Source organism: Bradyrhizobium sp. 138 (genome assembly GCF_023074075.1).
GTDB lineage: Bacteria > Pseudomonadota > Alphaproteobacteria > Rhizobiales > Xanthobacteraceae > Bradyrhizobium.
In genome coordinates this window covers 25,412-40,511 of the sequence record NZ_JADPKT010000017.1, presented here as the reverse complement: position 1 = coordinate 40,511, position 15,100 = coordinate 25,412, and the positions used below count along the sequence as shown (strand labels likewise).

Below are 15,100 nucleotides of genomic sequence, written 5' to 3'. Positions count from 1 at the left end.
GGAAGATATTGAGCGCGGCCGGCGGATGGATCGGGCCGATCTCCATCACGATCGCCCGATCAGGTCAAAGCCGGCGTCCTTCAGCGGCGGCAGGATGATCGGCGCTGTAACCTTCTTATCGGGCGCGAAGCCAGATGTTCTAGCAATCTCAATTGCGAATTTCGCAATTGAGCGCGCCAGGCGAATGGCAGATGAACTGCAGGTGGCGGTCTTGGCCGCCGCCGCGCACAAGAAATAGTCTCCGTAGCTGGGAGAAGACGAGCTGACACTACTTGATCCATCCTGAGGCTGGCCTCTTGATGCCGACCGAATTGGGCTCTAGCTCGCGGAGCGAGTAGGGATGGTCACTATGGAGACGTGAAGCTGGTGGGCCCGCAATACTTTCTATCACACCGGATAGCCCGCAACGCTACCGTAGCTGCGTTTGTACATGGCTCTAACTGCATGTCCGTCTTTGAAGCGCAAGCCGCGAGCTCTTCGATGTGACATCGCTGTTTCGTACCTCATAGTGCTCTTAAGCTTCCATGTTTATCAATCATGGACGTTGATCGCGCGGATGTCGCGAGCCCGACAAAGTGTAGCGGCCATTCGAGGAGACATTCCTGCACGCGGGGCAATTAGGCAGGCGGGCATCATATCTACGGATGGCACGCCGATTGCTACGATGATCAGTAAGAGCCGCCCTAGTAAACCGATCCTGGCGGCCTTACCAAGATCCCACATTACATTGGAGGGTGAGCCTGCCCATGTTGTCCGAGTTTGAAAACAGGTCCATAAACCGAGAGATCGAAAGACTGAACATTCCAAACTCTCGGATCGAGCATTTCGCCCCGGTCAGCTACGCACAGGCCGGAGAAGACGTCATTGTTGAAGGAATCTTGGCTGCAAGACTCTACAAAAGCCAAAGAACTTGGGACAGTGTGTTCTATGTTGAGATTGGCGCTAATCATCCTGTTTCTACCTCGAGTACGTATCTTATGTACCAAAGAGGCGCGCGAGGTGTTCTAGTCGAACCCAATCCTGAACTGGGTGCACTGATCAGGGCTGTGCGCCCGAAAGACGTTCTCGTGCCGTCTGTTGTCTTGCCGGCTCCGCAAGCATCTGCCACGCTCTTTATCGGAAACGCGCATGAGCTTTCCTCACTGGATGAAGCGCATGTCAAAAGTTTCGGCGATTTCGACGGACTAGGAGGTATCCGAGAACATATCGAGGTAAGTGCTCTCGGTATCAATGAGCTATTGACCCCCTATGCCAACAAGATCGATTTCTTGTCGATCGATTGCGAAGGGCTTGATCACGATCTCGTCAAGGCCATCGACTACGAGCGCATCAGGCCGAGCGTCATCCAGTGTGAGCCGAGTGAGCATTTTCTAAAGGGCAACAGCGCTCGGATTATTAATCTGATGGAATGCAGATCATACCGGCTTGCTGCAAGGTCTGATATCAACGTCATCTTCGAGCGAGCGACCTAGAGCAATCGCCCAAGTCACCCGGATGAGGCGCTCCGACTCGCCCGCCATGCCGCTCCAATCGCGGGTTAGCGCTTGCCTATTTGGCTTCTAAGTTCTCCGAGCAGAGCTGGCGTCGCATTCTCGGCATGATAGATCGCCTCGATCGAGGGTAGGATCGGCCTTGACATCCTTTCACAAAAGGTAGAGCCGTTCCTAATGAGATTATGAAGCGGAGTTGCACCAACGTTTGCGGGTGGGCCGCTTGCGCGGCACAGCCCCTTCGATCTCGATTTCTCCCCGGAGAGGTGGCCTCGCAAAATACGCCCATCGCGATCGAGGCGGCCAAACGTATCGTGATTGCTTGCCATCGAGCGCGAGACCAATGGGCTGACGCCACAGGAGCAGCTATACGTGCGCAACCGAAGGCAGTCGTCCACACATGGTAGCATGAAGCTTGACTGCGGGGTGCCGTGCAAAGCTCGCCTAACGCGATGGGCCACTGACGCGCATCTCGACGATGAGCGCTGTTCGTGCCAAACAAAGCTGCTGAGCGGGAGATCCGGCCCATCCGTCGGTCGCGGTTGCTGGACGTTTCGGATTCCAATGAGGGAGATCGCTGCACTTCTACACTTTGGTCCCCCCAGTAATTGACGTCGATCCTCACGCCTGGCTCGCCGACGTCCTCGCGCGGTTAGAGGACCGCCGCGCCAAGCGCCTCAACGAACTTCTGCCCTGGAATTCGGAGCGCCAGCGCCAGCAAAAGGCCGCTGCTTAATCCTCGTCAGACCGGCCACCGTAATCCGATATCTCCGCGACCTTCATCGAAGCGTGCGATCTTCCCGATGGTGTCGTCACGCCATTTACGCACACGAGGCGGTCTGGGCTCGGTCCAAATCTCAACCAATCACGAGTTGGACGTCGGCTTGCAATCGAATGGCTCCTCTTGGCTGCCGCTTTAGCGCGTTTCCTCCGGCTCCATTCCGAACTCTCAAATGCCAGGGCCCATACCTGGCGGCGCGCTTCCCGTATATACGACTTCCACGCTCGACATGCAGCTTCAGGGATGCATTCCGGATGATCTGGAGCCCAGAACGATGAGGCCGGCTCGGTGAAGAGGGCGTCGAAATATGTCGAGCGCGGTCGTCGCGGTGAGGCCTGCATAGCCGGTTGCCATATTCTAGAGTCTTTGCGGCCCTGCTGCTCCTCTCGGCAAAGTCGGTCCTTACGGGCGCGGTCGTTGAGAACCTGCTCGATAGTGATGGTGCCGATATTCGCCTCGCGTGCAATATCCTGATCGCTGGACTCGCAAATTGCCTTTGATGGATTTTGATCAGCACGGAACGGGATTGTAAGCCGCTGCTTCTGTATCATAAAAGCTAGCGCTTTCCTCGGAAAGAGCTCAAACGACTAAAGACAAGAATGGGAGGGCAGACGAAAGGCGTCCCTTTGCGCGGCCGATCGATATTCGAACGACGAGCCTCGCTCCCTATTCAACCCGATTGACTGCTGCGGATAGCTGCGAGACTGCGCGTCTTGAAGCGGGGAAGTGCTGCGCCCGCCCGGACCGATCGCTGTCCACAATTGTCGATCGCTCGGCTTGAAGCCATCAACCGCGCGATCTGGATGAGATCTGGAGATGAGTGTCGAGGCTTTAGGCGATCAGATCCGCGTCTAGACCATCGTCCTGAGCAGCAAATGAGTTCGAGCACAATCACCAAAACAATTGACCACTAGAGGAGTGAAGGGATGTCCAAGGTAAGCAGGGCGCGAGTTGGAGTATGGCAGGCCGTCAGCACGATCGTGGGGATGGGCCTAATGGCAGGCGTCCTCGGCAGTGCGGCCGCTGCTGCCGATGAAACGAACGAAGCACGGCTTCTCGATGCGACGCAGGAAACGAGCAACTGGCTGCATCACCACCGCGACTACACGGCGCAGCGTTACTCACCGCTGAGTCAGATCAACCGCAATACCGTCAAGTGGCTGCACGTTGCCTGGACAATGGCTCTGGGCGGTATCGAGGGTGGCGGTATTTGGGGTCATGGCGGTCTCGAAGGAACTCCGATTGTCGAGAACGGTTTCATGTATGTGACCGACGGGTGGGGATCTGTCTACAAAATCGATCTCCACGGCGGGAACGGAAATCTGGTCTGGAAAATGGACCCGAAGACCGACCACGACTGGGCAGGCGCGATTGCTTGTTGCGGTGTCAACAATCGAGGCGCTGCACTATGGGACAATTTGGTCATCTCCCACACCCTTGATGGTCGTTTGGTTGCAACCAATAAGGACGATGGCAAGGTCGCCTGGGAGCGCAAAGTTGCCGATCCCGACAAGGGCGAAGTGATCACTGGCGCGCCTTTAATCGTCAAGAACATGGCCATTACTGGTGTCGCGGGTGCCGAGTACGGTATCCGAGGTTGGATTGCTGCCACCGACTTGAAGTCTCAAAAGGAAGTGTGGCGAACCCACACGATTCCAGCAAAGGGTGAACCGGGGAACGAAACCTGGAAGGATGACCACGATGCGTGGAAGACGGGCGGGGGATCGACCTGGGTGACTGGGTCGTACGACCCTCAAGCTCACTTGATCTACTGGGGCGTCGGAAATCCCGGGCCGGATTTTGATTCCGAATACCGTCAAGGCGATAACCTTTATACTGATAGCACCCTCGCGTTGGATCCGGACACCGGCAAGGTCAAATGGCACTTTCAGCACACACCAAACGATCCATTTGATTATGATAGTGTTGCCGAGAGAGTTCTCGTCGACCTTCCGTTCAAGGGAAAGACGCGCAAGGTGGTACTTGAAGCCGATCGCAACGGCTTCGGTTATGCCCTCGACCGCACCGACGGCTCTTTCCTTTGGGCCACCCCGTTCGTCAAGAAGGTGACCTGGACCAAGGGCATCAACCCTGAGACCGGAAAACCGGTTGAGTATGATTCCGGCAAAGCGGTGCAGACCTACGATCCTCAGGCGACGCTGAACCGGAAGAATATCCATGTCACCATTTGTCCGGGACATAACGGTGGCAAGAACTGGCCGCCGACCGCATACCATCCGGACTTGAAGACCTGGTACATCCCGGTCATCGAGAGCTGTGACGAGTTGGATAACAAGGAGACCAAGCCTGGCGATTGGAAGGCTCGTGAATTCTTCACAGGGGGTGGTCCAGTCGTGAAGATGCCCATTACAGGAAGCGTGACCGCTATCGACGCGACCACAGGTAAGATCACGGGCAAGTATGAGACCAAGTATCCAATGCTGGGCGGGCTACTTGCAACACCGGAGCTGGTATTCGCTGGCCACCCCTCCGGAGAGCTCTACGCTCTCGATGCCAAGACTCTGAACAAGGTATGGGAGTTCAACACCGGCGGCGGCGTCAATGCTCCCCCCATGACGTTCTCGGTCGACGGAAAGCAATATATCGCAATTCTGGTGGGGCTGGGCGGCGCCTGGGACAAGTGGAACCTCGATTCCACAAAGGGCCTGGAGAAGGTCCCCCCGGGCTCTATGCTTTACGTTTTCGCATTGTGATCCGCTGGTTGGTGAAGTGGGGCGCCCAGCGCGCCCCACTTCGTCAAGAGTTCAAGAGGAAAAAATGGAATCGACGGTTGTGCGCGTGAACCAGAGGACTCCCAGCGCGCTGCGCCTTGGCGCAAAAGGTTTGATGTTGATCGCAGGCAGCGGCCTGGCGCTTCTCGCGACATCAGATTTGGTTCGGGGTGAAGGTGGCACGCCCGTACCGGGGCCGGTGATCAACGGAGTGCACCGTGCGCTTGATGAAGGGCAGCGCATCTACGAAAGGGCAAATTGCGTCGGCTGCCACAAATGGCATGGGGGTGGAGGCGGCGGTTATGGTGGCGCAGCCCTCTCATTGCGAGCAACACAGCTCACCCGCGATGAAATCATCGAGGTCGTCCATTGTGGGCGGCCAGGAACAGGAATGCCGCGCTTTGATCGTGACGCCTACAAGGACTACCGATGCTATTCGGGCATCACGTCTCAAGATCTCGGCAAGGATCTGCCTCCGGATGCAGCTACATTTCTCCGGCCGATGGAGGTCGAGAAAGTCGTTCACTATGTTCTGGAGCATATCAAGGGCAAGGGGCCAACAAGCTATCAAGACTGCACTGACTTTTACGGAGAGGGCTCAAAGGCCTGCGAAGTCTACAAGAACATCTCGATCAACTCGCAGGCAGCCGAGACGGAAAAGAAGCGATGACCCGAACACCATCGATCTGGATGCTGCCACTGATACTTCTGTTAGCCGCAAGTGGTGATGCTAACTCGGGTCAGGTGGCCGACTTGCGCGACCTGAGCCTTGGGATGTCGGTCGCCAGCATTCCGCCTGAGGAGTATATCAACCTTGCTTGTGCCGGCAAAGAAGGAGCCAAGCTGGTTGGCTGGAACGACTTCCAAGCGTGTCCAGCTGATCAGATGGGTTTGCACGGTCTCTCGTTTCGATTCAATGACGACCTCAATCCACTAGCGGTGCTGAGCGATAAATATCAGGGTACGAAGCTGGGCGGACACCCGGTGCTGCTGATGGGACTCGTCGACAGCAGCGGCGCGTTGCAAGGTATTCGGATCGACACGGATCCGAACGCACGTCCCTTCTGGCGTAAGAAAGCATATCTGTTGGCACTCATATTGAGAGCTCGATATGGCGAAGCCGGGTGGACGTGCCGAGAGGCGGTGCCTCACGAAGGAGAAACTCCGGTGGGCGGTTTGCTTATCAATGAGCACTGCGAGAAGCGCGCAGGGCACCGTCACCTGGTTTTAGATCGGGAGGTATACCGCCGTGCCGGCCAACCTCTGGCGGAGTTTGTCAATGCGACACGATTTATCATTGAACGGTCGATAAACCGATGAAGAAGCCTTGCGAAGGACCAGATTAAACCTACCGGGCGATCTGCGGTGCCTCCAGACCAAGACTTTGGATGGAATGGTGAGCGGAATCCGTAATCAGCCGGCATCAGCGATCCGCTGGCAGACCGGGCTCGTCTGCTTCCTCCCTGCCCCTTAGCCGCTGTTGGACAGTCCAACAGCGGCCTCTTTTTTGTCCTGCAGGCCCAGGCGTACGACGAGCAAGCCTTCGGGCCGCACGACACCCTCTCCCTGCGCGCGGAGCAATGCCGTTGAAACGCTCAGATGCTGATCGAAAGATTCTGCGCGGTGATGGTGAGAAACTGAACAGGAGCGTTGCTCACGTCGACATCGATTAGCCCGAGACGGCGAAGCACCGTATCAAGCGAGCGGCGCGCCTGGGTCTCCGGCGCACCATCGATGCAGATATCCATCAAGCCAGACCGGAGACATTTTGCCGTGCTTTGACTGAGAGCGTGGCCAATCCAGAATACCTTGGTGGGATGCGCATTCAAAGCCGCCGCGACTCCTTCCTTGCCAGCGCCCACTGTGTATAGTCCGATCACGCGATTGTCGTCACGCAATGCTTCCGTGAGCCTTTCGGCCGAAAGCAAATTGTCGTCATGTCCGAAAATGACAAGGTGGAAATGGGCATCGCCATTCGTGTGCTGCGTGAGGTAGTCGGAGAAGCCGCGTATTCGCTCCCTATGTGCCCGGTAGGTTCCGCTGTGGCACATGGCGAGGAAAGTGCCGCTGCGTCCTTGTAGCATGTGCGACATATAGTAGGCGGCGGTTCTTCCCGCTGCGTAGTTGTCGATGCCGATATAGGGCACATCCTCGCCGGCACTTCCCGTCAGCAACTGCACAACTTCCACGCCCGACATGCGGACCTGGCGGATGCCCTCTGTAATTTCCGGATGGTCTGGAGCCAGAACGATGAGACCCGCTCGGCGAAGAGGGGGCTTTGCAATATGTTCGGCAATGGCGGCGATATCGTCCTCGCGAACGAACGTTCGGTGAACTAGAACTGCTGGGTCCAGCGAGGCAGAAATTCGCTGGAAAGTAGCGTTGAGATCGGCATAAAACATCTCGGCCTTCGGTTGGACCAGAAGCACCTCAATCCGGATGATGCCGCTGTGCGGCCTCAATCTGCGATCGCCATATTTTAGTTTCTTTGCAGCCTTGATAACTCTCTCGGCTAGCTCGGTCCTCACTCCGCCGCGGTCGTTGAGAACCCGCTCGACGGTTGCAGTACCGACATTTGCTTCGCGCGCAATGTCTCTGATCGTCGGACTACTCAAGTGCCTGTCTCCGGCGTGACTTTGGTCAACTCGGATGGGAACCTGCCGCTTTGACCACTTACACCTTCGGGTTGGCCTTGTGGACGTAAGGACCGTTGCCGTCGAAAGTGTAGGCGGTCTTCACCGTTGTATAGAATTCCTGCGCGTAGCGGCCTTGCTCGCGCGATCCGTAACTGGAGGCTTTGCGGCCGCCGAATGGCACGTGATAGTCCACGCCGGCCGTCGGCAGGTTAACCATGACCATGCCGGCCTCTGCGTTTCGCTTGAAGTGGCTGGCGTATTTCAGGCTCGTGGTGCAGATCCCCGACGAAAGGCCGAACAGCGTGTCATTGGCGAGTTCAAGCGCCTCGTCGTAGTCCTTGGCCCGGATCACGGTGGCGACTGGCCCGAAAATCTCCTCGCGCGCCACTCGCATCTGGTTGCTCACTTCCGTGAGCAGCGCAGGTGCGAGATAGAATCCCGGCGCCTCGCATTTCAGGAGCTTGCCCCCGGCAACAAGCTTGGCGCCTTCGGCCTGGCCTATGCTGATATACTTCAGGTCCTGGTCGAGTTGGCTCTGGTCGACGACCGGGCCGACATCCGTACCGGCTTTCAAGGCATCGTCAATCACAAGCCCCTGCATCCGCTCCTGCATGGCGGCTACGAATCGATCGTGGATGCCATTTGTCACAATCAGCCGCGACGAGGCCGTGCAGCGCTGGCCGGTGGAGAAGAAGGCGCTGTTCACCGCGCATTCCACTGCCAGCTTCAGATCGGCATCATCAAGGACCACCATAGGGTTTTTGCCGCCCATTTCCAGCTGCAGCTTCTTCATCGGTCCAGAAGTGATGCAGGTCCGGGCGATGTTGCGACCCGTCGGCACTGAGCCCGTAAAGGAGATGGCGGAAACCTTTGAGCTGCTCAGCATCGCCTCGCCGACGACCGCTCCGCGGCCCATGACAAGATTGAACACACCTGTCGGCACTCCGGCGCGGATGATAATCTCGGCGAGCGCATGAGCCGAACCCGGCACGAGCTCGGCAGGCTTGAACACGACGGTGTTGCCGTAGGCAAGCGCCGGCGCGATCTTCCACGCTGGAATTGCGATCGGAAAGTTCCACGGAGTGATGAGCCCGATGACCCCGACTGGCTCGCGAGTGACCTCCGCCTCCACAGACGGCCGTACCGACGGCAGCTTCTCGCCCGCCCCGCGGAGGCACTCGCCGGCGAAAAATTGGAAGATTTGTCCGGCGCGCGCGACCTCGCCGATGCCTTCTGGCAAGGTCTTTCCCTCCTCGCGGGAGAGCAGGTGGCCGAGCTCGTGCTTGCGAGCTAGGATCTCGTCACCAACCGCCTTTAGGGTATCATGCCGGGCCTGTATGGTGGAGCGCGACCAAGCGGGAAAAGCATCAAAAGCGGCAGCAATCGCACGCTCAGTCTCGATGGCCGAGGCGCGGGCATACTCGCCCACAATGTCGTTGGTGTTCGAGGGGTTGATGTTTGGAGAGGCCTCCGCCGCAGGAAGCCACTCGCCAGCAATATAGTTCTTTGTCATCGATAAGCTCTAAACTCGGATTCGATTGTGTATGTGCATAAACGTCGGCCTTGCAGATCATGTCGCCGCGTAAGTGACTTCAGCAGAGGGATTCAGCGTCCCCAGCGGAGGGCCAACGGGTTGACGCCGCGGGCAAGCTCAATCAGCCCGGCTTTCGTTTTGGGGTGAATTTGCGCCAAGGGATGCCGCACAGCGTCACATCTGATGACGTTGCCTTCCCGCATCACGCTCTTGGCCGCGCGAAGGCCACATTGACGGTTCTCGTAGTTAATTAACGGCAGCACTTTTGCATACGCAGCGGCCGCGTCCGTGCTCCGACCCGCCTTATGATGATCGAAAACAGCGCGCAACAAATCGGGACAGAGCGCGCTCGACATCGTTCCGGTCGCGCCAGCGTCGAGATCTGCTATCATGGTAATGGCTTCTTCTCCGTCAAACGGACCAGCTATGGCAGCGTCTCCGGCCTCAATTAAGTCTCGCAGCTTCGCTGCAGCATACGGAACTTCGATCTTGAAATAATTAACGAGCGGCACCTCTCGTGCTAGCCGCACGAGAAAAGGTACCGAAAGCGTTACCCCGCTGAGCGGCGCATCCTGAACCATGATCGGGATCCTTGCCGCATCAGCAATGCGAGCGAAATGCTCGATCATGTGGGCTTCGTCAGCCTTGAGTCCTGAGCCGTGGTAAGGCGGCATCAGCATGAGAAGGCTTGCGCCTCTTTCGGCTGCATAGCGCGCGCGCTCCACCGCGATACGAGTGCTGAAATGGCTACAGGTCACCATGACCGGCTTGCGGCCGGCAACATGTGATAGGGAGAGGTCAACGAGCAATCTGCGTTCCTCGTCTGACAACAGGAACTGCTCGGAATAATTGGCCAGGATGCAAATTCCGTCGACCTTCTGGTCGATCATGCAATCTAAAACACGCCGTTGCCCCTCAACATCAAGATCGCCAGAGTCCGTGAATGGCGTTGGCGCGACGGGAAACAGGCCATTATAGAGCGCACTTTTTTGAGATTGCATGAGCAAAGATCTCTCTTTGGGAATGAGGAGCATCGGCACGAGCAGCTGGTGTAGGGAGCATCGATCCGGTATCGCGAATGTTATATGGCTCGAGCAGTATGTGAGAAATGGCCTCAGCCTTGGCCACCGAGCAATCTGCCAGTCATTACTATGGGCGATACTTGGGTGGGCTAATAACGGTCAGCGCTCCTGCTGTTCGGCCGCAATTGGCCGCAGGTGGCGCCAACACCGATAAGGAGCCTGCGAAGCGCCACGAACGACTGTCGTTCGACCCGTGAGTTTAATGGCACGTACATTCCGATACGACCGGCCGGACAACACGCGGGTGCGTCTTCTGTCATTGCCTATCTCGCGCCGGCGCAGTTGATTCTCGAACGATCAACCGCGTTTCGAGCTCCACTCTGGAATATATGTCCAGCGAATTTCGATCTGCCAAAAAGTAGTTAGCTGCCTGTTCGCCCATCACGCGAGCGGGCACGTCAACCGTCGTAAGGCCGGGCGTGAGGTATTCGGCAATATCAAGATTATCAAAACCAATCATCGATATGTCTTGAGGTACGCGTAGTCCAGCATCCTTGCAGCCGTGCAAAGCTCCGACAGCAAGCACGTCGCTCCCGCAAAATATCGCCGATACATGTCTATTTTGATCGAGAATGATCTTAGCTGCGGCTCGGCCACGGCTGAATTCATACGGCGATTCCACAACGACAATGCTGGAGCGGTCTATTCCACGACGTTCAGCCATGGCGAGGAAGCCCTCAAGGCGACCGGATGCACGATCGTTCTCGCGCGTTACACCAGCTATGACTGCAAGATTCTTGTGACCGAGGTCTGCAAGGTAGTTTGCTGCCAAAGCCCCACCACTGCGATTGTCAAAACCCATGCTGGGAATCGAATCATCTTCCGAGAGGGCATAGGTGACAGCAAATCTTACCTTGTGTTCGCGCAGCAGCTTGAGAGTTTCCTTTCGATGGCAAGTGCCCACGAGAACAATGCCATCGACGCCTTTTTCAATGAGATTGCGTACAACGCGAATCTCTCGGTCCAGATCGTAACCTGTTGCAGAGTAGACCAGCGACGCACCCGCCGGCGCTAGCCGGCTCTCCAAGCCTTCCAGCATTCGAGTGAAAATCGCGCTGTCTAGTGTCGGAACTATCAAGCCGATCAGTCGGGAGCGCGAGGATCGCAGCGCGCGTGCTGATCCGTTGGGAACGTAGCCGAGCTCATCAACGATCCGCAGAATGCGGCCTCTCAAACCGATCGCGACCGTTTCCGGTCGATTCAACACCCGGGAAACTGTGGCGATAGAACAGCCGGCCCGCTTGGCTATCTCCACGACGGTCAGTGATTGCCTTTGGTCAACACGAGCCATTTTTTCCAAAGCCATGAGCCTATTTCTTCCTCACCGCGAGCCCTGAAAGGCTGCGCGCCAGATCATTCCGTGAAATCGTTACCATATCATATCGAGCTAGGGAACTGAAAAAGCCAGCCAAAAAGCCCTGTAACTGCACGAAGCGGGCCGTTATTCGCTCGCGTAGAACTTTCCTCTTGCGCAGCGAAAGTTCTCGATGTAAACCTTTTCATAAATCGACCTCCTCCGAGCAGGTGTACTCGGCATCCGCGAGTGCGAGGCCAAGCTTGGTGGTCAGACGTAATGAGCCGGCGGTTGGGCAGTGGAGAAGGCATGCAAGCGAAGGACAAACGGACGGGCGAGGTGCCAATTGTTACGGCTAGGCAAGCCGTATCGCTGATCTCCGATGGGGATTGCGTCTATTTCGGTGGTTCAGCCGGCGTCGCTATCCCCGAGCTAATCATCGACGCGCTCCGCGACGTTCATTCCGAGCAGGCATCTCCTAAGAACTTGATGCTGGTTGGTACGGTGGCCATCGGTGATTGGGCCACGACCGGGTTCAACAAATTGGCAGCCCCTGGGCTCGTTCGCCGAGTTGTGGCGAGCGGTTTGAACAATTGTCCAGCGCTGGGACGCCGGGCGCTGGCCAATGAAATTGAAGCGTACACTATTCCCCAGGGAGTCTTGGCGCAGCTTGCTCGTGAAAACGCAGCCGGGCGCCCCGGTGTGATTACGAAAGTTGGGCTCCGGACATTCGCCGATCCTCGCATCGGCGGCTGCAGGCAGAGCGAGTGCAGCAAAGAGGATATGGTTGCTGTTGTCGATATCGAAGGAGAAGAACACCTGCTCTATAAGACCTTCCCGATCCAGGTCGCGATCCTCAGGGGCAGCATTGCGGACGAGAAGGGAAATATCTCGCTCGAAGATGAGGCATATGTCGGCGAAAGTATGTCGATCGCGGCTGCAGCGCGCCGCTCGGGCGGAATAGTCATTGTCCAGGTCAAACGGGTCGCCGCTTCCAATACGCTAAACCAACGAGAAGTAAAAATACCTGGTGTTCTGGTCGACTACCTCGTCGTCGATCCCAATCAGCGACAGACTTATGCCACGGAGTATAGCCCGGCCTATGCAGGGAAAATGCGCGTGCCGGACGGCAAAATCGCCTCTCTGCCATTCGATGTGAGAAAGGTAATCGCACGCCGCGCGGCGCTTGAATTGACCCCCGGAGCGACCGTCAACATCGGCTATGGTATCTCGAACGGAATTGCGGTCGTCGCGGCCGAAGAAGGCATATACCGCTCGGTCACACTGACGGCAGAGCAGGGGGTGATCGGCGGCATCCCTGCGCCCGGACAGGATGCCGGAGCTGGCACGAACTACGACATGATAGCGCCGCAACCGGATCAGTTCGATTTCTACGATGGCGGCGGGCTCGACATCGCATTCCTGTCTTCCGCGGAAGTTGATCGGCACGGCAACGTCAATGTGAGCCGCTTCGGCGACAAGATCATAGGGCCTGGCGGATTCATAAACATCAGTCAGGGCGCTCGAAAAGTGGTCTTCTCCGGCACCCTCACGGCGTCGGGATTGAAGGCGTTCCCGGACAGCGGTTCTCTCGTCATTGCAAATGAGGGAACGGTCATAAAATGGGTGAAGGACGTTCACCAGATCACGTTTAGTGGCGCTTTTGCGAAAGAGCGTCAGCAAGAGGTCGTATTCATCACCGAGCGAGCAGTGTTCAAGCTGACGCCCAACGGCCTGATGCTGACCGAAGTTGCGCCTGGCATATCAGTGGAAAAGCACGTGTTGCCGAACATTGAATTCGAGATAGCCGTGTCGCCCGAATTGAAGCTGATGGATGGGAGGATCTTCAAGAATGAGCCAATGAATTTGGCCGCCCGCTTCCACGATAGCGCCGGACAGGCGTAAGGGAGGGCCGACGTGAAATTCGTTACAAGAGATTACGTGGACAAGGTCGAGATCCTCGCAATGAATAGGCCAGAGCGGCGCAACGCTCTGGGCCTAGATATTCTGAAAGATTTGCTTGAATCAGTAGACAGGGCGGCCAACGATAAAGACGTCAACGTGATATTGCTCGCCGGAAACGGCCCCGGTTTCTCAGCCGGTGCAGACCTTAAGGATTTTTCGGCCGGTGACATCCACGACACCTTCGACCTGAATCGCCGACTGGGCGCGTTTGTACGCTCCCTCGCTCTTGTCAGAAAACCTGTCGTCTGTGCTGTCGATGGGTTTGCCTTGGGCGGCGGCTTCATGCTCGCAGCGTCGTGCGACGTTGTCGTAACGGCTCCAGGAACGCGCTGGCATTTGCCGGAGGTTTCTCTAGGCTGGCTGCCTGGCTTCGGGCTGGATACCTTAGCTGCACGCGTTGGACCGTTTGCAGCTCGTTCCTTGAGCTGGAGCCCGACCGCGATCGATGGTGTGGAGGCTCACAGGTTGGGGCTGGCTGACATCCTGTCACTTCCAACTGAAACTGCTCGCGAGGCGGCGCTCCACTACGCCAAGAGCTTGGCGGCAATGCCGGCTCACGCGGTGCTGACCACGAAACAATTCTTTTCAACATCGGTGACCGCGAGAGCAGAAGTCATGGATGACTTGGCGAATCGCTACTTTGCTCAGGACATCCTCCACGAGACGGCACGAGCGAGTATGCAACGCTTTCTTCCGAAGAAGACCGCCGACGCCCAGGTTGTTTGCAGGGAATGAAATGAACCAGCTTAGCCAGTCCCTCATCTTCGCCGAGCGGCCTGACCCAGCCATACTCCTGCTGCGGCTCAATCGCCCAAGACAAAGAAATGCACTGAGTGTGGCCCTCCTGGGTCAGCTTGCCGATGCGCTGCGCGCGGCTCGTTCCGATGAGTCTGTGCGATGCGTAGTTCTCAGTGGTGATGAACGCTCCTTCTCCCCTGGTGCTGACATCAACGAGATGCAGCAGCACGGCTTCGAGGCGCTGAGCGATCCCTCACGGCACAATGCATGGGATATCATCGCCGGCTTCCCCAAGCCGCTCATTGCAGCCGTTCGAGGCGTGTGCCTGGGCGGCGGTCTCGAGCTCGCGATGCTCGCTGACATCCTGCTTGTGGCCGAAGACTGCGTGCTTGCGCAACCGGAAATCAGGATCGGGATCATTCCCGGTGATGGCGCTACGCAGCGGTTGACACGGATAGTTGGCAAGTCGCTCGCCATGCAGATGGTGTTGACAGGTGAGCCAATCAGCGCACGACAGGCGGTGGCTGCGGGATTCGCGTCCGAAATGCTGCCAGCATCCGAGATGCTTGGACGCGCGCTCGCGATAGCGCGTGTCATCTCCAATCGTGCGCCGATCGCCGTCCGCTTGGCCAAGGAATCGATTCAGGCAGCCTACGAAACTCCGCTGTCGGCCGGCTTGGCGATCGAACGGCGCGCGATCAGATATGCGTTCACCACCGATGATCAAAAGGAGGGCATGGCTGCCTTCGTCGAAAAGCGGCCGCCACTATTCTCCGGACGTTGACGAACGGGCAGTACTCAGATCGTCCACGCCCTTAGCAGTCATCCGCGCGGCAACACTCAACGGC

General features: G+C 57.3%; 12 protein-coding genes and 1 pseudogene. 8 read left to right on the top strand and 5 right to left on the bottom strand.

The features are described from left to right. Positions 1 to 45 precede the first annotated feature (45 nt). On the bottom strand, positions 46 to 231 hold the full coding sequence (locus tag IVA79_RS10370) for a hypothetical protein (protein ID WP_247552509.1): 186 nt from the start codon (positions 229 to 231) through the stop codon (positions 46 to 48). 515 nt (positions 232 to 746) lie between these two features. Here IVA79_RS10370 and IVA79_RS10365 point away from each other — a divergent pair. From IVA79_RS10365 to IVA79_RS10345, 5 genes and pseudogenes are all read left to right on the top strand, one after another. Then, positions 747 to 1,472, top strand: coding sequence for an FkbM family methyltransferase (locus IVA79_RS10365; RefSeq protein ID WP_247552507.1), 726 nt, complete (start codon positions 747 to 749; stop codon positions 1,470 to 1,472). A 622-nt stretch (positions 1,473 to 2,094) separates the two neighbouring features. Then, positions 2,095 to 2,226, top strand: a pseudogene (locus IVA79_RS10360) (transposase domain-containing protein); the annotation flags it as partial. A 971-nt stretch (positions 2,227 to 3,197) separates the two neighbouring features. After that, entirely contained in the window at positions 3,198 to 4,985 is a 1,788-nt protein-coding gene (locus IVA79_RS10355) for a PQQ-dependent dehydrogenase, methanol/ethanol family (protein WP_346658166.1), read from the top strand. Between the two features lie 64 nt (positions 4,986 to 5,049). Then, positions 5,050 to 5,673: a cytochrome c gene (locus IVA79_RS10350; RefSeq protein ID WP_247552505.1), complete on the top strand. Its 624-nt coding sequence runs from the start codon at positions 5,050 to 5,052 to the stop codon at positions 5,671 to 5,673. Beyond that, entirely contained in the window at positions 5,670 to 6,323 is a 654-nt protein-coding gene (locus IVA79_RS10345) for a hypothetical protein (protein WP_247552503.1), read from the top strand. Before IVA79_RS10350 ends, IVA79_RS10345 begins: the two co-directional genes overlap by 4 nt. 275 nt (positions 6,324 to 6,598) lie before the next feature. On the opposite strand, the gene IVA79_RS10340 is transcribed toward IVA79_RS10345, so the two are convergent. From IVA79_RS10340 to IVA79_RS10325, 4 genes are all read right to left on the bottom strand, one after another. Continuing rightward, positions 6,599 to 7,618 (bottom strand): LacI family DNA-binding transcriptional regulator, encoded by a 1,020-nt coding sequence (locus IVA79_RS10340; protein WP_247552501.1) that lies wholly within the window; start codon positions 7,616 to 7,618, stop codon positions 6,599 to 6,601. A gap of 58 nt (positions 7,619 to 7,676) precedes the next feature. Next, on the bottom strand, positions 7,677 to 9,152 hold the full coding sequence (locus tag IVA79_RS10335) for an aldehyde dehydrogenase family protein (protein ID WP_247552499.1): 1,476 nt from the start codon (positions 9,150 to 9,152) through the stop codon (positions 7,677 to 7,679). Between the two features lie 92 nt (positions 9,153 to 9,244). Next, entirely contained in the window at positions 9,245 to 10,174 is a 930-nt protein-coding gene (locus IVA79_RS10330) for a dihydrodipicolinate synthase family protein (protein ID WP_247552496.1), read from the bottom strand. A gap of 337 nt (positions 10,175 to 10,511) precedes the next feature. Beyond that, on the bottom strand, positions 10,512 to 11,561 hold the full coding sequence (locus tag IVA79_RS10325; protein WP_247552494.1) for a LacI family DNA-binding transcriptional regulator: 1,050 nt from the start codon (positions 11,559 to 11,561) through the stop codon (positions 10,512 to 10,514). A 297-nt stretch (positions 11,562 to 11,858) separates the two neighbouring features. Here IVA79_RS10325 and IVA79_RS10320 point away from each other — a divergent pair, with 297 nt between their 5' ends. The 3 genes from IVA79_RS10320 to IVA79_RS10310 are packed head-to-tail and all read left to right on the top strand — an operon-like array spanning position 11,859 to position 15,036. Further along, positions 11,859 to 13,454, top strand: coding sequence for a CoA-transferase (locus tag IVA79_RS10320; protein ID WP_247552492.1), 1,596 nt, complete (start codon positions 11,859 to 11,861; stop codon positions 13,452 to 13,454). A gap of 12 nt (positions 13,455 to 13,466) precedes the next feature. Continuing rightward, entirely contained in the window at positions 13,467 to 14,249 is a 783-nt protein-coding gene (locus tag IVA79_RS10315; protein ID WP_247552490.1) for an enoyl-CoA hydratase/isomerase family protein, read from the top strand. 1 nt (position 14,250) lies between these two features. Then, complete coding sequence (locus tag IVA79_RS10310; RefSeq protein ID WP_247552488.1) at positions 14,251 to 15,036, top strand: enoyl-CoA hydratase-related protein; 786 nt, start codon at positions 14,251 to 14,253, stop codon at positions 15,034 to 15,036. Positions 15,037 to 15,100 lie beyond the last annotated feature (64 nt).

Bases quoted from the DNA above. Each gene is read 5' to 3' on its own strand.
- IVA79_RS10330 (WP_247552496.1), bottom strand. From the start codon at position 10,174: ATGCAATCTCAAAAAAGTGCGCTCTATAATGGCCTGTTTCCCGTCGCG.
- IVA79_RS10325 (WP_247552494.1), bottom strand. From the start codon at position 11,561: ATGGCTTTGGAAAAAATGGCTCGTGTTGACCAAAGGCAATCACTGACC.
- IVA79_RS10365 (WP_247552507.1), top strand. From the start codon at position 747: ATGTTGTCCGAGTTTGAAAACAGGTCCATAAACCGAGAGATCGAAAGA.
- IVA79_RS10320 (WP_247552492.1), top strand. From the start codon at position 11,859: ATGCAAGCGAAGGACAAACGGACGGGCGAGGTGCCAATTGTTACGGCT.
- IVA79_RS10310 (WP_247552488.1), top strand. From the start codon at position 14,251: ATGAACCAGCTTAGCCAGTCCCTCATCTTCGCCGAGCGGCCTGACCCA.
- IVA79_RS10350 (WP_247552505.1), top strand. From the start codon at position 5,050: ATGGAATCGACGGTTGTGCGCGTGAACCAGAGGACTCCCAGCGCGCTG.
- IVA79_RS10345 (WP_247552503.1), top strand. From the start codon at position 5,670: ATGACCCGAACACCATCGATCTGGATGCTGCCACTGATACTTCTGTTA.
- IVA79_RS10355 (WP_346658166.1), top strand. From the start codon at position 3,198: ATGTCCAAGGTAAGCAGGGCGCGAGTTGGAGTATGGCAGGCCGTCAGC.
- IVA79_RS10335 (WP_247552499.1), bottom strand. From the start codon at position 9,152: ATGACAAAGAACTATATTGCTGGCGAGTGGCTTCCTGCGGCGGAGGCC.